This is a genomic window from Methylocystis sp. MJC1, assembly GCF_026427715.1.
GTDB lineage: Bacteria > Pseudomonadota > Alphaproteobacteria > Rhizobiales > Beijerinckiaceae > Methylocystis.
Genome location: NZ_CP107558.1, coordinates 62,469 through 77,376 on the forward strand (window position 1 = coordinate 62,469; position 14,908 = coordinate 77,376).

Genomic DNA, 14,908 nt, shown 5'->3' on the forward strand with positions numbered 1-14,908 from the left:
ATGAATTTTCGCTCACGGCGAACGAAAAGCGTTGTGCAAAATTTTGGAGAAGGCTGGCGCTTTCTTCGAGTCTGCTTAAGCTATGGTTGTAAAACGGTTTTTTGGCTGCGTTCGCAGGCGGCCAAAATCGTCGGGCCGGAGAAGGACTGAATGATCAAAATCCTGCCTGTCATCATGTGCGGGGGCTCAGGGACGCGCGTCTGGCCCGAGTCACGAGAGAGTCTTCCCAAGCAATTTATTCCGCTCGTTGGCGAGCGCTCAACCTTTCAGACGACCATGGCGATGCTGGCCGATCCGGCCTTCGAGAAGCCGATCGTCATCTCGAACAGCGACTATCGCTTTCTGATCAACGACCAACTGCGCGCGATCGGCGCGGAGGCGGACGTCGTGCTCGAACCCTCGCGCCGCGACTCGGGCCCGGCGGTCGCCGTGGCGGCCGGCCTCGCCGCGCGCCGCGCGCCCGAGACGATTGTTGTCGTGCTCGCCGCCGACCATGTGGTGCGCGACCGCGAGGGTCTCGTCGCGCTCTGCAAGAAAGCCGCCGAAGCCGCCGCCGAGGGCTATATCGTCACGCTCGGCGTCAAGCCCGATCATCCGGCGACCGGCTACGGCTATCTGCGGCCGGGCGCGCCGCTGCACGAGGGAAGCGAGGTTCTCAAGCTCGACGCCTTCGTCGAAAAGCCCGATCGCGAGACGGCGGAGCGCTATATCGACGCCGGCTATTTCTGGAACAGCGGCAATTTCATCTTCCGCGCCGACGTCATGCAGGCCGAAATCGCGCATTTCGAGCCCGAAATTTCCGAAGCGGCCGAGGCGGCGATCGACGGCGCGGCGCGGGATCTGGATTTCTGCGTGTTGAACGCGGAAGCCTTCGCCCGCGCGCCCAAGAAGTCGATCGACTACGCCGTGATGGAGAAGACCGAGAAGGCCGCGCTGATCCCCGCCGACATCGGCTGGTCGGACGTCGGCACCTGGCGCGCCGTCTGGGAGCTCTCAGAGCGCGACGAGAATGGCAATTCGGTGCGCGGCCACGGCGTGGTGATGGACGCCAAAAACGTCCATGTGCGCTCCGAGGAGGCGCTGACCACGGTCGTCGGCGTCGACGACGTCATCGTGGTGACAACGCAGGATGCGGTGCTGGTGTTGAACCAGGAGCACGGCGATAAGGTAAAGAATCTCGTCGACGAGCTGAAGACACAGAACCGCCGCGAGGCGGCGGCGCATAAGCGCATCTTCCGCCCGTGGGGCTATTATCAGTCGATCGACGAGGGCCAGCGCTATCAGGTGAAGCGCATCGTGGTGAAGCCGGGCGAGCGCCTGTCGCTGCAGAAGCACTTCCACCGCGCCGAACATTGGATCGTGGTGCGCGGCACAGCCGAAGTCGGCCGCGACGACGAAGTCCATCTCGTGCACGAGAATGAGTCGATCTATCTGCCGATCGGCTGCAAGCACCGCCTGATCAACCCCGGTAAGATCGATCTGGAGCTGATCGAGGTGCAGACCGGCTCCTATCTCGGCGAGGATGACATCGTCCGTTTCCAGGACGTGTATAATCGGGGATAAAAGGACCGCGCGCCTTCGGGAGCGCATTCAAGCCGAGCGAGCCTGAAGGCTCGCGGTCCGCGGGGCTGCAGTGTCCGATACGCTCGTCAAAATCTGCGGCCTGTCTTCGCCCGAGACCCTGCTCGCGACAATCGCCGCCGGCGCCGATATGGCCGGCTTCGTGTTCTTCGAGAAAAGCCCGCGCCATATCGATCTCGAAACGGCGCGCACGCTGGGCGCGTTGGCGTCGGGGCGCATTCGCAAAGTAGCGCTGACGGTCGACGCCGCGGATGACGCGCTGGAGACGATCGTCGACCACCTAGCGCCCGACCTCCTGCAGCTGCATGGGCATGAAACCCCGGCGCGCGTCGCCGCGGTGAAGGCCCGCTTCGGCCTTCCCGTGATCAAGGCGATCGGCGTCGCGACCGCCGAGGATGTGGCGGCCTCGAAATCCTACGAGGATGTCGCCGATATTCTGCTGTTCGACGCCAAGCCGGCGCCGAATGCCGCCGTCCCCGGCGGCGCTGGGGTCGCCTTCGACTGGGATTTGCTGCGCAACATAAGCGCGAAACATTGGATGCTGTCGGGCGGCCTCGATTCCGAGAACGTCGCCGAAGCGCTGCGCCGCACTGGCGCGCCGGCGGTGGACGTGTCGTCCGGCGTCGAGCGTGAGAGGGGCGTCAAGGACGCTGGTAAGATCAACGCCTTTCTTGAGGCCGTTCGCTCGCTTTGATTTGGAGCCGGAAGGCTCTAAAGGTTCTCGCCAGAAAAGAAGAAACCTGCGGTTCTACCCCCTCCCCAACCCTCCCCCGCTACGCGGGAGAGGGAGTCCGGTTCGTGGCGCGGCGTGCCGCCCAGCCAACGACGATCGTGAGCGTCCCCTCTCCCGCTTGCGGGGGAGGGACAGGGAGGGGGTCGCCGCCGCCTTTAACGAGGATCGCGCCCGTGACCAAGCCGCTTCCCAATTCCTTCCGCGCCGGCCCGGACGAGAACGGCCGTTTCGGCATTTTCGGCGGCCGTTTCGTCGCCGAGACGCTGATGCCGCTCGTGCTCGATCTGGAGCGCGCCTACAACGAAGCCAGGAACGATCCCGCCTACCACGCGGAGCTCGCGCATCTTCACACGCATTATGTCGGGCGTCCCTCGCCCCTCTATTTCGCTGAACGCCTGACCGATCATGTCCGGCAGAACGCGGAAGAGGGAAAAGGCGCGAAAATCTACTTCAAGCGCGAGGAGCTGAACCACACCGGCTCCCATAAGATCAACAATGTGCTCGGGCAGATTTTGCTCGCCAAGCGCATGGGCAAGAAGCGCATCATCGCCGAGACGGGCGCCGGCCAGCATGGCGTCGCCACCGCCACCGCCTGCGCGCGCTTCGGGCTCGAATGTGTCGTGTACATGGGCGCCGTCGACGTCGAGCGGCAAAAGCCCAACGTCTTCCGCATGAAAATGCTGGGCGCGACGGTGAACCCGGTGCAGTCCGGCGCGCGCACGCTGAAGGACGCGATGAACGAGGCGTTGCGCGATTGGGTGACCAACGTCTCCAATACTTTCTATTGCATCGGCACGGCGGCGGGTCCGCATCCCTATCCGGGCATGGTGCGCGATTTCCAGTCGATCATCGGCAATGAGACGCGCGCGCAAATGCAGGAGGCGGAAGGGCGCTTGCCCGATTCGCTCGTCGCCTGCATCGGTGGCGGCTCCAACGCCATCGGCCTGTTCCACCCCTTCCTCGACGATCGCGACGTCGAGATTTACGGGGTCGAGGCAGCCGGCCACGGCGTCTCTGTGCCGAACGGCCATGCGGCGTCGATCGCCGGCGGTCGGCCCGGCGTGCTGCACGGCAACCGCACTTATCTGCTCATGGACGACGACGGACAGATTCTCGAAGGCCACTCGATTTCGGCGGGCCTCGATTATCCCGGCGTCGGCCCGGAGCATAGCTGGCTGCATCAGACCGGCCGCGTGAAATACCTCAACGCCACGGATAAGGAGGCGCTCGCCGCTTTCCAGATCTGCTCGAAACTGGAGGGCATCATCCCGGCGCTGGAGCCCTCGCACGCGATCGCCAAAGTGCTCGAGCTGGCGCCGCAGAAGCCGCAGGACCATCTGATGGTGATGAATCTGAGCGGCCGCGGCGACAAGGACATTTTTACTGTCGCGGAGGTTCTCGGCGAGATGTGACTGTAAGCATTAGGCTATTTTGGCTCTGGATTCCCGGTCGGGCTTTCAGCCCGCCGGGAATGACACATCCCAAGGCGAGCTGTCCAAGCGGCAAAGGTTTGAGGCACATTGCGCCCTCATCCTTCCCAAGGTCGAGGGCGCGCCGGTCACCGCGCAGGCTCTTCCGGCTCGCTGAGACCGAAAAGCCGGTTGCCTGTTCGGCGAATCGCCGGCAGGCGCGGATCGTTGGGGTCCTCCAGCAGCCATTGCGCGCCGACGACCGCGCAATATTGCACGAAGGCGAAGGACATCGGATCGTCGATGTCCGGGCGCATATGCGTCAGCAGGCACGCAAGCCCCTCGATTCGCGCGCAATCGACCTGGTTCAATATCTCGCGCACGATCGGCTCGCTCGCCGCGAGACGGCGGATTTCACGCTCGAAGCGGAAATCGAGCTCGAAGGGCTGCTCGCGCATCAGCGCGCGGATTTCCGCGTCGGTTTGCGCGGCCTCGTAACGTTTGCCCGCAATTTCGATGACTTGCGTGCGCCAGCGCTCCATCAGGGCGCGCAGGAAGGCGTCGCGGTCTTCGAAGTGGTGGTAGAAGCTGCCGCGCGTGCGCCGCGCCGACGCGGTGAGGCGATCGATCGTCAGCGCCGCCGGCCCTTCTTCCGCCAGCAGCTTTGCGGCGAGCGCCAGCCAGTCTTCCTTTTTGAAACGACTCATACAGTTAGGCTCGCACAGCGCGCGGCTCTTGCCAAAAACATACTGTGAGGTATGGTATTGCTATTGCCAATTTCATCTGGGGCGACCCGCGATGTTTTACGACTCCGATTTTATGCCTTTCACACCCAATGAGCGTCCGAGCCTTCGCTCGATGCAGCGTAACTTCCTCGAAACCTGGCCGCCCGCAGCCTATCGGGAGGGATTCTGGTCGTTGCGGGGTCTTTGGCCGATCATGCCGAAAACGATCTTCCTGACGGACCCCGCCCTGATTGAAGAAATGCTGCTCACGCGTGCGGAATTCTTCCAACGCGACATAATGACGGTTCAAGCGCTTGCAGGAGCAATCAACAAGGGCTCGTTGTTTTTTGCGGAGGGGGCCGACTGGAAATGGCAGCGGCGCGCTTTGGCGCCGGCGTTCCGGCACGAAAATCTTCTGGCGCTGACGCCGATTTTCACGCGCTGCACGGGGGAGCTTTGCCAAGCCTGGCGGCGGGAGCGGCCGACCAGGCCGATCGACGCCATGAGTGCGATGTCGGAAGTCACTTTCTCCATCATCGAAAGCGCCATTCTCGGCGCGCAGGGGACCTTCGACCGCGAGCGATTTCTCGCCGCGTTCACGCGGGCGCTTTCCGGCGTCAGTTGGCAGCGCATATTGGCGCTGCTCAGCCTGCCGAACTGGCTGCCCTTCCCGGGATCGTCGCAGATCAACCGCGACATGCGCTACCTCTATGACGAAACCGCGCGGATCGTCGCGGCGCGCCGCGCCACCCGCGCCCATACGCTTGCGATCGTCGATCTGATGCTCAACGCGAGCGATCCCGAGAGCGGCAGGGCGATGACGGATTCCGAGCTCATCGGCAATCTCTACGGGCTGATGGTCGCCGGACACGAAACCTCCGCCGTGGCGCTCGGCTGGAGTCTGTGGCTCCTCGCAAAGGATCAAGCGTCGCAGGAACGGCTGCGCGCGGAGGTCCAAGAGATCGCCGGCGCCGACGATATCGGGCCGGAGACGGTCGAGAGGCTGCAATTCACCAAACAGGTCGTTCAGGAGGCGATGCGCCTCTTCCCGCCCGCCGCCGCCATCGGCCGCCAGCCGCGGGAAGATACGACGCTGGGCCCGCATAAGGTTCTTGAGAAGGAGCCGATCTTTGTCGCGATCTGGGCGCTGCATCGTCACGAGAAATTATGGGACCAGCCGAGCGCCTTCGATCCCGACCGTTTCACGCCCGAAAAGGCCAAGGCGCGCCACCGTTGCGCCTATTTGCCCTTCGGCGCGGGCCCGCGCATCTGCATCGGGATGAGCTTCGCGATGCTGGAAATGACAGCCATTCTCGCGACGCTGGTTAGTGATTTTCGTTTCACAACGGTCGACGGCCATCGGTTGGAACTCGCCCCTGACTTTACGACGCGGCCAAGGGGAGGCCTGCCGCTGTGGGTGACGCCGGTTTGATGGCGGCGCGATGGATTTCGCGTCGGAAGCGGTTGCCGCGCCGGCGCCGAGCTTGTTCTGAGCGATGTTGCAGCGAACCTCGCAACTGCTATAGTTCCGACTGTGACAAACGTTTCGACATCTCCCCGCACCCTTTGGTGGCGCTCCTTCTAGGAGCGGCAGGGAACGTTTGTTTTGAAGACGAACCAAAGCCGCCGGTCGAGGCGGGCTCGTTTGTCTTCTATGATCCCAATTTCGCACTGGCGGCTCCACGCGAGAAATGAGACCGTCATGCGCGATTGCGAAAACGCCACCCCCGTCATTCTGACTGGCGACCGTCCGACCGGGCCTTTGCATCTGGGCCACTACGTTGGGACTCTCAAGAACCGTATCGAGATGCAGACGAGCCATCGACAATTCGTGCTCGTGGCTGATGCGCAAGGGCTCACAGACAATGCGGATAATCCTGACCGCATTCGGCGAAACGTTATCGAGGTCTGTCTAGATTATCTCGCCGTCGGCATCGACCCTGCCTACACGACAATCTGCCTGCAGTCCGCCATATCTGCGCTGAGCGAGCTGACGGTGCTTTACCTGAACTACGTCACCGTCGCCCGCTTAGAGCGCAACCCAACGATCAAAGACGAGATTCGGGCGCGCGGCTTCGGCCGCGACATTCCGGCCGGATTTTTATGTTATCCCGTCGCTCAAGCCGCCGACATCACGGCTTTCAAGGCGACGCTTGTGCCGGTAGGCGATGACCAAGTCCCCATCATCGAGCAAACCAACGAAATCGTCAGGCGCATAAACTGCCAGGCAGGTTGCGAGATCCTGTTGGAGGCAAAGGCGGTCGTGCCCAAGATCGGGCGGCTCCCCGGTGTCAGCGGAGAAGGAAAGATGAGCAAATCGCAAGGCAGTGCGATCTATCTCTCGGCTTCCCGCGCCGAAATCGAGTCGGCGGTCCGCCAAATGTACACTGACCCAGGCCATCTTCGCGCGTCGGACCCCGGCAAAGTCGAGGGCAATGTTGTCTTTACCTATCTCGACGCTTTCGACCCAGACGTTGACGCCGTGGCCGATTTGAAGGCGCGCTACCGTCGGGGCGGCTTGGGCGATGTGGCGCTCAAGCAGAGGCTCGTGGATGTTCTCGAGACTTTGATCGCTCCGATCCGAGAACGTCGCGCTGCGCTCGCCCGTCACCCGGACGACGTGCTCGATGTTCTCCGGCAAGGGACAAAGGCCTCAAAAATTACGGCGCAACAGACCCTCGACGAAACGAGGGAGGCATTGCGACTATCTGCCTTAGTGTGACGGCTTCCAGAACTAAAGCGCGGGGCGACTTTGGGCGGCGCTTGCGACGACCTTCGACGCCCCGCCAGGCATTCTCCTCAAGCTAATCGGGGCCGGCGAATGGGAACCACCACCAGAATATCCTCCTGCGCCTGCGGGCGCGTGCGTTGCGAGGCCATCGGCGAGCCGATCCTGAGCGCGGTCTGCTATTGCGCGGATTGCCAGGAAGGCGGCCGGCGGATCGAAGCGCTCCCCAACGCAGCGCCTGTCTGCGACCGTGACGGCGGCACGCCCTATCTGACTTACCGCGACGATCGGTTCCGTTGCGTCTCCGGCGCCGATCTTCTCCAAGATCATCGGCTGAAACCCAATTCATCGACGCGAAGAGTGGTCGCTTCCTGCTGCAACTCCGGCATGTTCGTGAAATTCGACCCCGGTTTCTGGGTGTCGACCTATCGGCTCCGATACGGCGGCGACCTGCCGCCCATCGAAATGCGGACTCAGATACGGCGCCGAAAGTCCGAGGAGGAACTGCCGACCGATGCGCCCAGCTACCGGGGATTTCCGCTGAAGCTTTTCTTGAGATTGGCCGCGGCGAGAATCGCCATGCTGACCGGACATTAGGCCGGCAAACCCGAGATTTGCGGATGCTCCTTCCAGTTGCGTCCCGGGCGAAATGGCGGCATGTAGGGCGCAAATTTTTCCACAGGCGCGCCCTCGAGGGCCCTATTCCAAACAGGACAGCAATGACCGCAGCCGTCGCGACGAAACTCGATCCCCAAAGCTGGCTCGCCAACGCCAAGGAGGCGCTCGCCGCCGTCGAGGCGCTCTATAATGACGCGCTCGCCAGCGTGCGCGCCCGCGTGACGAAGGACGGCAAGCTTTCCAACGAGCTGATCGAGGCCGACCAGCACGCCGCCCACGGTCTCTCCTGGTTCGCGACCTATGTGCAGGGCCTCAAGGAGCTCATCGACTACGCCGAGCGCCTTTCCGGCGAGGGCGCCTATGGCGAGACGGAAGAACTCCTGAACCAGATCGGCTTCGCCGAGCTGCTCGCCCAGGTCTATGGCGGCATTCCGATGAGCCAGGGCGAATTCGTCCGCCTCTCGGATTTCGGCCTTTCCTCGGCCAAGGTCGCCGCCGCGCGCCCGGCCTGCGTCGACGCGCTCATTCTTTCGGGCAATACGCCGGCGAACCGCGCCCGCCTTGCCGAGCTGATCGACCATCATTCCGCTGCCGAGACCGTCGGCGCCACCGGCCTCGACGAGACGCTGGAAGCCATCCGCAGCGAGATGCGCAAATTCGCCGCCGACAATGTCGTGCCCTTCGCCCATGAGTGGCATTCCAAGAACGCCTATATTCCGCTCGAGGTGATCGGCGGCCTCGCGGAGCTGGGCGTCTTCGGCCTCACCATTCCGGAGGAATATGGCGGCTCGGGCATGGGCAAAATCGCCATGTGCGTCGTCTCCGAGGAGCTGTCGCGCGCTTATATCGGCGTCGGTTCGCTCGGCACCCGCTCCGAGATCGCGGGCGAACTTATTCTCGTCGGCGGCACGGAAGCGCAGAAGCAGAAATATCTGCCGGGCATCGCGGCGGGCGAAATCCTCCCCACAGCCGTTTTCACCGAGCCGAACAACGGCTCCGACCTTGCGAATCTGCGCACCCGCGCCGTGCGCGAGGGCGACGTCTACAAGGTCACCGGCAACAAGACCTGGATCACCCATCCGGTCCGCGCCGACATCATGATGCTGCTGACCCGCACCAATCCGAATGAGAAGGGCTACAGGGGCCTCTCCATGTTCGTCGCCGAAAAGCCGCGCGGCACGGATGAAAATCCCTTCCCCGCGAACGGGATGACCGGCGGCGAGATCGAGGTGCTCGGTTATCGCGGCATGAAGGAGTTCGAGATCGGCTTCGACAATTTCGAGGTGCCGGCCGAAAACCTGCTCGGCGGCGAGGAGGGCAAGGGCTTCAAGCATCTCATGGAGACCTTCGAGTCCGCCCGCATCCAGACCGCCGCCCGCGCGCTGGGCGTGGCGCAATGCGCCCTCGACCTCGGCCTGAAATACGCGAAGGAACGCATCCAGTTCGGCAAGCCCTTGTTCGCCTTCCCGCGCGTCTTCAACAAGATCGTGTCGATGGCGGTGGAGGTTCACATCGCTCGCCAGATCACCTATTTCGCCGCGCGCGAGAAGGACGAGGGCAAGCGCTGCGACCTGGAAGCCGGCATGGCGAAGCTGCTCGGCGCCCGCGTCGCCTGGGCGGCGGCGGACAACGCCCTGCAGATTCACGGCGGCAACGGCTTCGCGCTGGAATATCCGGTCTCCCGCGTCCTCTGCGACGCGCGCATCCTCAACATCTTCGAGGGCGCGGCGGAAATTCAGGCGCAGGTCATCGCAAGGCGCCTGCTGGAGGGCTAACGCCATCTCTGCTTGAAGAGACCGCCTTTGGGTCTTTGTCGCCCCCGGCGGCCTGAAAGCCCGACCAGCGATCCAGAGCCACAAAAGCGCTGCTTTTGCTCTGGATTCCCGATCGCCCGCTTTGCGGGCGTCGGGAATAACAGCGCAGTTGGAACGCTATTTGCGGGGTCCCTTACGGGGCCCCGTTTTTTGTTGGCTAGCCGACAGCTTTGTCGGCTCGCTGTCGCGTGCTCTGCACAATGTTTTTGCAGTGCGACAACATGGCGCGGAGCGTTGTTATCCTTCGGGATAGCTTTTGGAGGCGGGTTGGAATTTACTCTGGCGAAAGCTTCTCGGCGCAATATATGTTGCAACGCACAAGCAGCGCGACATACATGAGCTAGAAGCTGGCGCGTCCACGAGCGGGAAAGGTTTTTCCGGCACGATGGTGACGGGCCAAGGAGGTCACTATGTTGGAAACAGTCAAAACATATCTCCAGGATTGGTCGGACGCCTGCGAATACGCGAATGAATGCGCCCCGGATCTCTCCTTCCTCGGCAATGGCGAGCCCTTCACGGCGCTGCTGTTCGTTGCGGCCGTCTGCTATCTAGCCTGGGCGATCAACGAGGCTGGCATCAAGCGTCGCGTGGTCTCGCTTGCGGCTGTCGCGCCCCAGGCCGCTGGCGATCTGAAGGCGGTTGTCGAAAAGCTGACGCCAGCCCCTGCGGCGGCCCCTGAGAAGCTCGCCGCCTGATACAGATGAGACGTGGGTGGGCGCGTCCTTTCGACGCGCCACGGCCACGCTTGCTCTCCCTCCCTCCAGCCGCCACATCCAAGGCGTGAGCTTTTGTGAGCGAGGGACGCTATGACCGCAGTTGCTGTCCATAATGGCGCGTGGGTTCTGATCGGCGACGGCCGACGCGCGCTGTTCTTCTCCAACCACGGCGACGCCGAGATTCTCGACCTGCGCGTGATCGAAACGCGCGTCGAAGAAAATCCGCCGACCCGCGAGCAGGGGTCGGATGCGCCGGGCCGCGCCTTCGCCGCCGCTGGCTCTCATGCGCGCAGCGGCATGGGGAATGTGGACTGGCATGAGCTCGAAGAAGAGCGCTTCGCCCGCGCCATGGCCGACCGCATCAACGCCGCCGCCGAAAGCGGCGAGATGAAGGAAATCGTCATTGTCGCCCCGCCCCGGACATTGGGCGAAATCCGCAAGGATCTGAGCGCCAAGGCGCAGAGCAAGGTCGCCGGCGAGCTGGACAAGGATTTGACCAAGCACCCGCTGCCGGAAATCGAGAAGGCCCTGGCGTTGAAGCCGCAGGCTTGATCTCAGAGCGCGGACGCTCGCAAGGCGAGCGCTGAAAAACCAACCGTCATGGCCGGGCTTGTCCCGGCCATCCACGCCAAGGGGCGCGGCCTACTAAGGGGACGGGTCCGAAACCCCCAGCACTGGGCCCAACCACCCACATGAGCTGGCGCTGCGCGGCGTGGATGGCCGGGAGGAGCCCGGCCATGACGCGGGAGGGTAGTGACGATGTGCCGGGGGAAGGGCTCGGCTAAGCCCCTTCCTATTTGCGGACGAGAAGGTCCGGCCGCCTTGCCCGTGTGAGCTTCAAAGCCTCTTCATGGCGCCATTTGGCGATCTTCGCATGGTCGCCGGAGAGCAGGATGTCTGGTATCGCGCGCCCCTCGACGTCGCGCGGCCGCGTATACTGCGGATATTCCAGAAGGCCGCCCTCGAAGCTCTCCTCTTCCCCGGAAAGCTCCTCGCCCATCACGCCCGGCAGCAGCCGCACGCAGGCGTCCATGAGCGCCAGCGCCGCGATCTCGCCGCCCGAGAGAATGTAATCCCCTATCGACACTTCCTCGAGGTTTCGCGCGGAGATGATGCGCTCATCGACGCCCTCGAAGCGCGCGCAGAGGATAATCGCGCCGGGCCCCTCCGCCAAAGCGCGCACCCGCTGTTGTGTGAGCGGGAGGCCGCGCGGGCTCATGAGCAGCCTGGGTCGCGGATCGTCCACGGGAGCCGCCGCGTCGATCGCCGCCGCGAGAACATCGGCGCGCATCACCATGCCGGGGCCGCCGCCTGCGGGCGTGTCGTCCACGGCGCGATGGCGGCCCAAGCCGTGCTCGCGGATCTGTTCCGTCTCCAGCGCCCAGACGCCCCGCGCCAGCGCGTCGCCGGCAAGCGAGTGGCCGAGCGGGCCGGGGAACATTTCGGGGAAAAGGGTGAGGATGGTCGCGCGCCACATGGGGGGCTTATGGCACGCCTGCGGCTGCGGGAGAATGGGCGATCGGTTATGTGGTCTCGTCGCGGAGATTTGCTGAAATGAATTTTTTGAGACTCGAGGTCAGAGGTCCGATCTGGAAATATCCCGGCCCCGGAGGCTGGCATTTTATCTCTCTCGACGGCGAGGATTCCAAAAGGCTGAAAGAAGAGCGGAGAATCAATCGCACCGGCTTCGGCTATGTGCCCGTCACAGTGACGCTCGGTTCCAGCGCCTGGGAGACGACCTTGTTTCCGTCGAAGGAGGGTCCCTATCTGCTCGCGATAAAGGCGAGCGTGCGCGCCAAGGAGCGGGTCGGAGTCGGCGACGAGGTTGCGGCAAAATGCGTCGTCAGGCTCTCTGATCCTCGCCCGGACGCCTTTCCGTAGGTCAGTCGGCCGGGCCTTCGATTTCCGCCGGCGGCTCGACGACGACCCGACCGCCCGCAACATCGACGATCGGAACCACCGCCTTGGTGAACGGCAGCAGGATCGTCTCGCCCTGCGGAGGTTGGATTTCGAGAATATCCCCCGCGCCAAAATTGATGAGGCCGACGACGTGGCCGATCAATTCGCCGTCACGCGTCTCGGCGCGCAGCCCGACGAGATCGGCAAGATAGAATTCGTCTTCGTCTTCCGGCGCCGGAAGCTTTTCGCGGGCGATGTAAAGCTCGACGCCCGTGAGCCGCTCGGCGGTCGAACGGTCGGCGACGCCCTCGACGCGCGCGACGAGCATGTCCTTGCCCTGCGGGCGGACGGATTGAAGCTTGAAGGTCTTGCCGCCGCTTTTATCGGTGAGCAGGCCGTAGGAGCCGATCGCGAGGGGATCAGCCGTGTGGCTTTGCAGGCGAATTTCGCCGCGCACGCCATGCGGCGCGCCGAAACGGCCGAGAAGGACGAGGTTGGGTTTGGTCATGGCGGCTTGGCCCCCTCCCTGCCCCTCCCCCGCTTACGCGGGAGAGGGGACGCTCGCGATCAGCATTGTGAATGAAGGCCACGACGTGCTCCCTCTCCCGCGAAGCGGGGGAGGGTTGGGGAGGGGGCAAAAAGCGATAGATTACGCAGCCGCGTCCGCAGCAGCGGCGGCGGCTTCGGCCGCGGCGGCGGCGCGTTCCTGGGCCTTCTTCTTCGGCTGGGCCTTCTCGGGATTGTTGCGGGCCTCGCGTTTCACCACGCCGGCGGCGTCGAGCAGACGGGCGACGCGGTCGGTCGGCTGCGCGCCCTTGGCGATCCACTCCTTGGCCTTCTCCAGATCGAGAATGACGCGGTCGGCGGCGTCCTTGGCCTTCAGCGGGTCGAAGGTGCCGAGCTTCTCGATGTAGCGGCCGTCGCGCGGCGAGCGGGAGTCGGCGACGACGACGCGATAGAAGGGGCGCTTCTTGGCGCCGCCGCGGGCGAGACGAATTTTGAGCGACATGTCAGTTTCCTTGTGAGTCTTTCGATTACTTTTTCTTTCCGAACGGGTTGAGCCCGCTCAGCAGTCCGCCGCCGAGCCCCGGAAGGTTCGGCTTCTGCGCAAGGAGATCGGCCGGGGGAGCGGCCGGAATGCCGGGGGCGCCGGGAGGGGCGCCGCCGAGCTTCTCCTGCAGTTTCTGCAGCTCCTCCTGCGAGGGCATTTGCATGCCGCCGGGGCCGAGCCCCATCATCTGCGCGGCCTTGCCCATGAGCCCGCCGCGCTTGCCGGCGCCGAAGGACTTCATGAGATCCGCCATCTGGCGATGCTGCTTGAGGAGCTTGTTGATATCCTCCACTTTCATGCCGGAGCCGGCGGCGATGCGCTTCTTGCGCGAGGCCTTGAGCAGATCCGGATTGCGCCGCTCCTGCGGCGTCATGGAGAGGATGATGGCGCGCTGGCGCTTGATGACCTTGTCGTCGAGATTGGCCTTGGCGAGCTGGTCCTTCATTTTGCCGACGCCCGGCAGCAGGTCCATCATGCCGCCGAGGCCGCCGATCTTCTCGACCTGGGCGAGCTGGTCGCAGAGGTCCTGAAGGTCGAACTTGCCCTTGGCCATGCGCGCGGCGGTCTTGCGCGCTTCTTCCGCGTCGATGGCGGCCGCCGCTTTTTCGACCAGGGCGACGATGTCGCCCATGCCGAGGATGCGGTTGGCGATGCGGCTCGGCGAGAATTCGTCGAGCGCGTCCATCTTCTCGCCGGTGCCGATGAGCTTGATCGGCTTGCCGGTGACGAAACGCATGGAGAGCGCCGCGCCGCCGCGGCCGTCGCCGTCCATACGCGTCAATACGATGCCGGAGAGGCCCACGCGCTCGTCGAAGTTCTTGGCGAGATTGACCGCGTCCTGGCCGGTCAGAGAGTCGGCGACGAGCAGGGTCTCATGCGGATTGGCGTAGGACTTGATGTCCGCCATCTCCTGCATGAGCGGCTCGTCGATATGGGTGCGGCCGGCGGTGTCGAGCATCACCACGTCGTAGCCTTGCAGACGCGCGGCCTCCATGGCGCGACGCGCGATCTGCAGCGGAGTCTGATTGGGCTCGATCGGCAGCGTGTCGACCTCGACCTGGCGGCCGAGCACGGCGAGCTGCTCCTGCGCAGCGGGGCGCTTCACGTCGAGCGAAGCCATCAGCACGCGCTTGTCGTGACGCTCCTTGAGCCGCTTGGCGATCTTGGCCGTGGTCGTGGTTTTGCCGGCGCCCTGCAGGCCGACCATCATGATGGCGACGGGCGGGCGGGCGGCGAGGTCGATCGGCTGCGCCGTCTCGCCCAGCGTCTCGATCAGCACGTCATTGACGATCTTGACGACCATCTGGCCGGGGGAGACGGATTTGATGACGCCGGCGCCGACCGCGCGGTCGCGCACCTTGTCGGAGAAGGAGCGCACGACATCGAGCGCGACGTCGGCCTCGAGCAGCGCGCGGCGGATTTCGCGCAGCGCCTCGTTGACGTCGGCCTCGTTCAGCGCGCCACGGCGCGTGAGCTTGTCGAATACGGCGGAGAGCTTGTCGGAAAGGCTCTCGAACATTTTGTCACTCCTGCAGCGCCTGCGTCAGCCGCCGCGCCAAAGCAAAACGCGCCCGGGGGCGCATCGCGCTGCCGGGCGTTGGCCTGCCGCCTCACGGGACGGCTCGGCTGGTCGA

Annotated in this window: 15 protein-coding genes; 10 read left to right on the forward strand and 5 right to left on the reverse strand. The window is 64.1% G+C overall.

Going from position 1 to position 14,908, the window contains the following annotated elements; genetic code table 11:
• Positions 1-150: 150 nt before the first annotated feature.
• From OGR47_RS00330 to trpB, 3 genes are all read left to right on the forward strand, one after another.
• Positions 151-1,563, forward strand: a complete 1,413-nt coding sequence (locus OGR47_RS00330) for a mannose-1-phosphate guanylyltransferase/mannose-6-phosphate isomerase (RefSeq protein WP_165049588.1) — start codon at positions 151-153, stop codon at positions 1,561-1,563.
• A 70-nt stretch (positions 1,564-1,633) separates the two neighbouring features.
• Positions 1,634-2,275, forward strand: coding sequence for a phosphoribosylanthranilate isomerase (locus OGR47_RS00335; protein WP_165049590.1), 642 nt, complete (start codon positions 1,634-1,636; stop codon positions 2,273-2,275).
• 212 nt (positions 2,276-2,487) lie between these two features.
• On the forward strand, positions 2,488-3,726 hold the full coding sequence (gene trpB / locus OGR47_RS00340; RefSeq protein WP_165049592.1) for a tryptophan synthase subunit beta: 1,239 nt from the start codon (positions 2,488-2,490) through the stop codon (positions 3,724-3,726).
• Between the two features lie 146 nt (positions 3,727-3,872).
• Here the strand turns inward: trpB and OGR47_RS00345 are convergent, their stop codons facing one another.
• Positions 3,873-4,430 (reverse strand): TetR/AcrR family transcriptional regulator, encoded by a 558-nt coding sequence (locus OGR47_RS00345; RefSeq protein ID WP_165049594.1) that lies wholly within the window; start codon positions 4,428-4,430, stop codon positions 3,873-3,875.
• 91 nt (positions 4,431-4,521) lie between these two features.
• On the opposite strand from OGR47_RS00345, the gene OGR47_RS00350 reads away from it, so the two are divergent.
• From OGR47_RS00350 to OGR47_RS00375, 6 genes are all read left to right on the forward strand, one after another.
• Positions 4,522-5,880, forward strand: a complete 1,359-nt coding sequence (locus tag OGR47_RS00350) for a cytochrome P450 (RefSeq protein WP_165049596.1) — start codon at positions 4,522-4,524, stop codon at positions 5,878-5,880.
• A 270-nt stretch (positions 5,881-6,150) separates the two neighbouring features.
• Positions 6,151-7,170, forward strand: a complete 1,020-nt coding sequence (gene trpS, locus OGR47_RS00355) for a tryptophan--tRNA ligase (RefSeq protein ID WP_165049598.1) — start codon at positions 6,151-6,153, stop codon at positions 7,168-7,170.
• A gap of 99 nt (positions 7,171-7,269) precedes the next feature.
• Entirely contained in the window at positions 7,270-7,773 is a 504-nt protein-coding gene (locus OGR47_RS00360) for a GFA family protein (protein ID WP_165049600.1), read from the forward strand.
• A 122-nt stretch (positions 7,774-7,895) separates the two neighbouring features.
• Positions 7,896-9,569, forward strand: a complete 1,674-nt coding sequence (locus tag OGR47_RS00365) for an acyl-CoA dehydrogenase family protein (RefSeq protein ID WP_165049602.1) — start codon at positions 7,896-7,898, stop codon at positions 9,567-9,569.
• A 449-nt stretch (positions 9,570-10,018) separates the two neighbouring features.
• Positions 10,019-10,303 (forward strand): hypothetical protein, encoded by a 285-nt coding sequence (locus tag OGR47_RS00370; protein ID WP_246729583.1) that lies wholly within the window; start codon positions 10,019-10,021, stop codon positions 10,301-10,303.
• A gap of 111 nt (positions 10,304-10,414) precedes the next feature.
• Positions 10,415-10,876, forward strand: a complete 462-nt coding sequence (locus OGR47_RS00375) for a host attachment protein (protein ID WP_165049604.1) — start codon at positions 10,415-10,417, stop codon at positions 10,874-10,876.
• 241 nt (positions 10,877-11,117) lie between these two features.
• Here the strand turns inward: OGR47_RS00375 and trmD are convergent, their stop codons facing one another.
• On the reverse strand, positions 11,118-11,801 hold the full coding sequence (gene trmD / locus OGR47_RS00380) for a tRNA (guanosine(37)-N1)-methyltransferase TrmD (protein WP_165049606.1): 684 nt from the start codon (positions 11,799-11,801) through the stop codon (positions 11,118-11,120).
• 77 nt (positions 11,802-11,878) lie between these two features.
• Here trmD and OGR47_RS00385 point away from each other — a divergent pair, with 77 nt between their 5' ends.
• Positions 11,879-12,205 (forward strand): DUF1905 domain-containing protein, encoded by a 327-nt coding sequence (locus tag OGR47_RS00385; RefSeq protein WP_165049609.1) that lies wholly within the window; start codon positions 11,879-11,881, stop codon positions 12,203-12,205.
• A gap of 1 nt (position 12,206) precedes the next feature.
• Here OGR47_RS00385 and rimM read toward each other — a convergent pair whose 3' ends face one another.
• The 3 genes from rimM to ffh form a co-directional block, all read right to left on the reverse strand.
• Positions 12,207-12,731: a ribosome maturation factor RimM gene (rimM, locus tag OGR47_RS00390; protein WP_165049611.1), complete on the reverse strand. Its 525-nt coding sequence runs from the start codon at positions 12,729-12,731 to the stop codon at positions 12,207-12,209.
• A gap of 141 nt (positions 12,732-12,872) precedes the next feature.
• On the reverse strand, positions 12,873-13,232 hold the full coding sequence (rpsP, locus tag OGR47_RS00395) for a 30S ribosomal protein S16 (protein WP_165049614.1): 360 nt from the start codon (positions 13,230-13,232) through the stop codon (positions 12,873-12,875).
• Between the two features lie 25 nt (positions 13,233-13,257).
• Positions 13,258-14,793 carry a signal recognition particle protein gene (gene ffh, locus OGR47_RS00400; protein WP_165049616.1) on the reverse strand — a complete coding sequence of 512 codons (1,536 nt, stop codon included), beginning with the start codon at positions 14,791-14,793 and terminating at the stop codon, positions 13,258-13,260.
• Between the last annotated feature and the right edge of the window lie 115 nt (positions 14,794-14,908).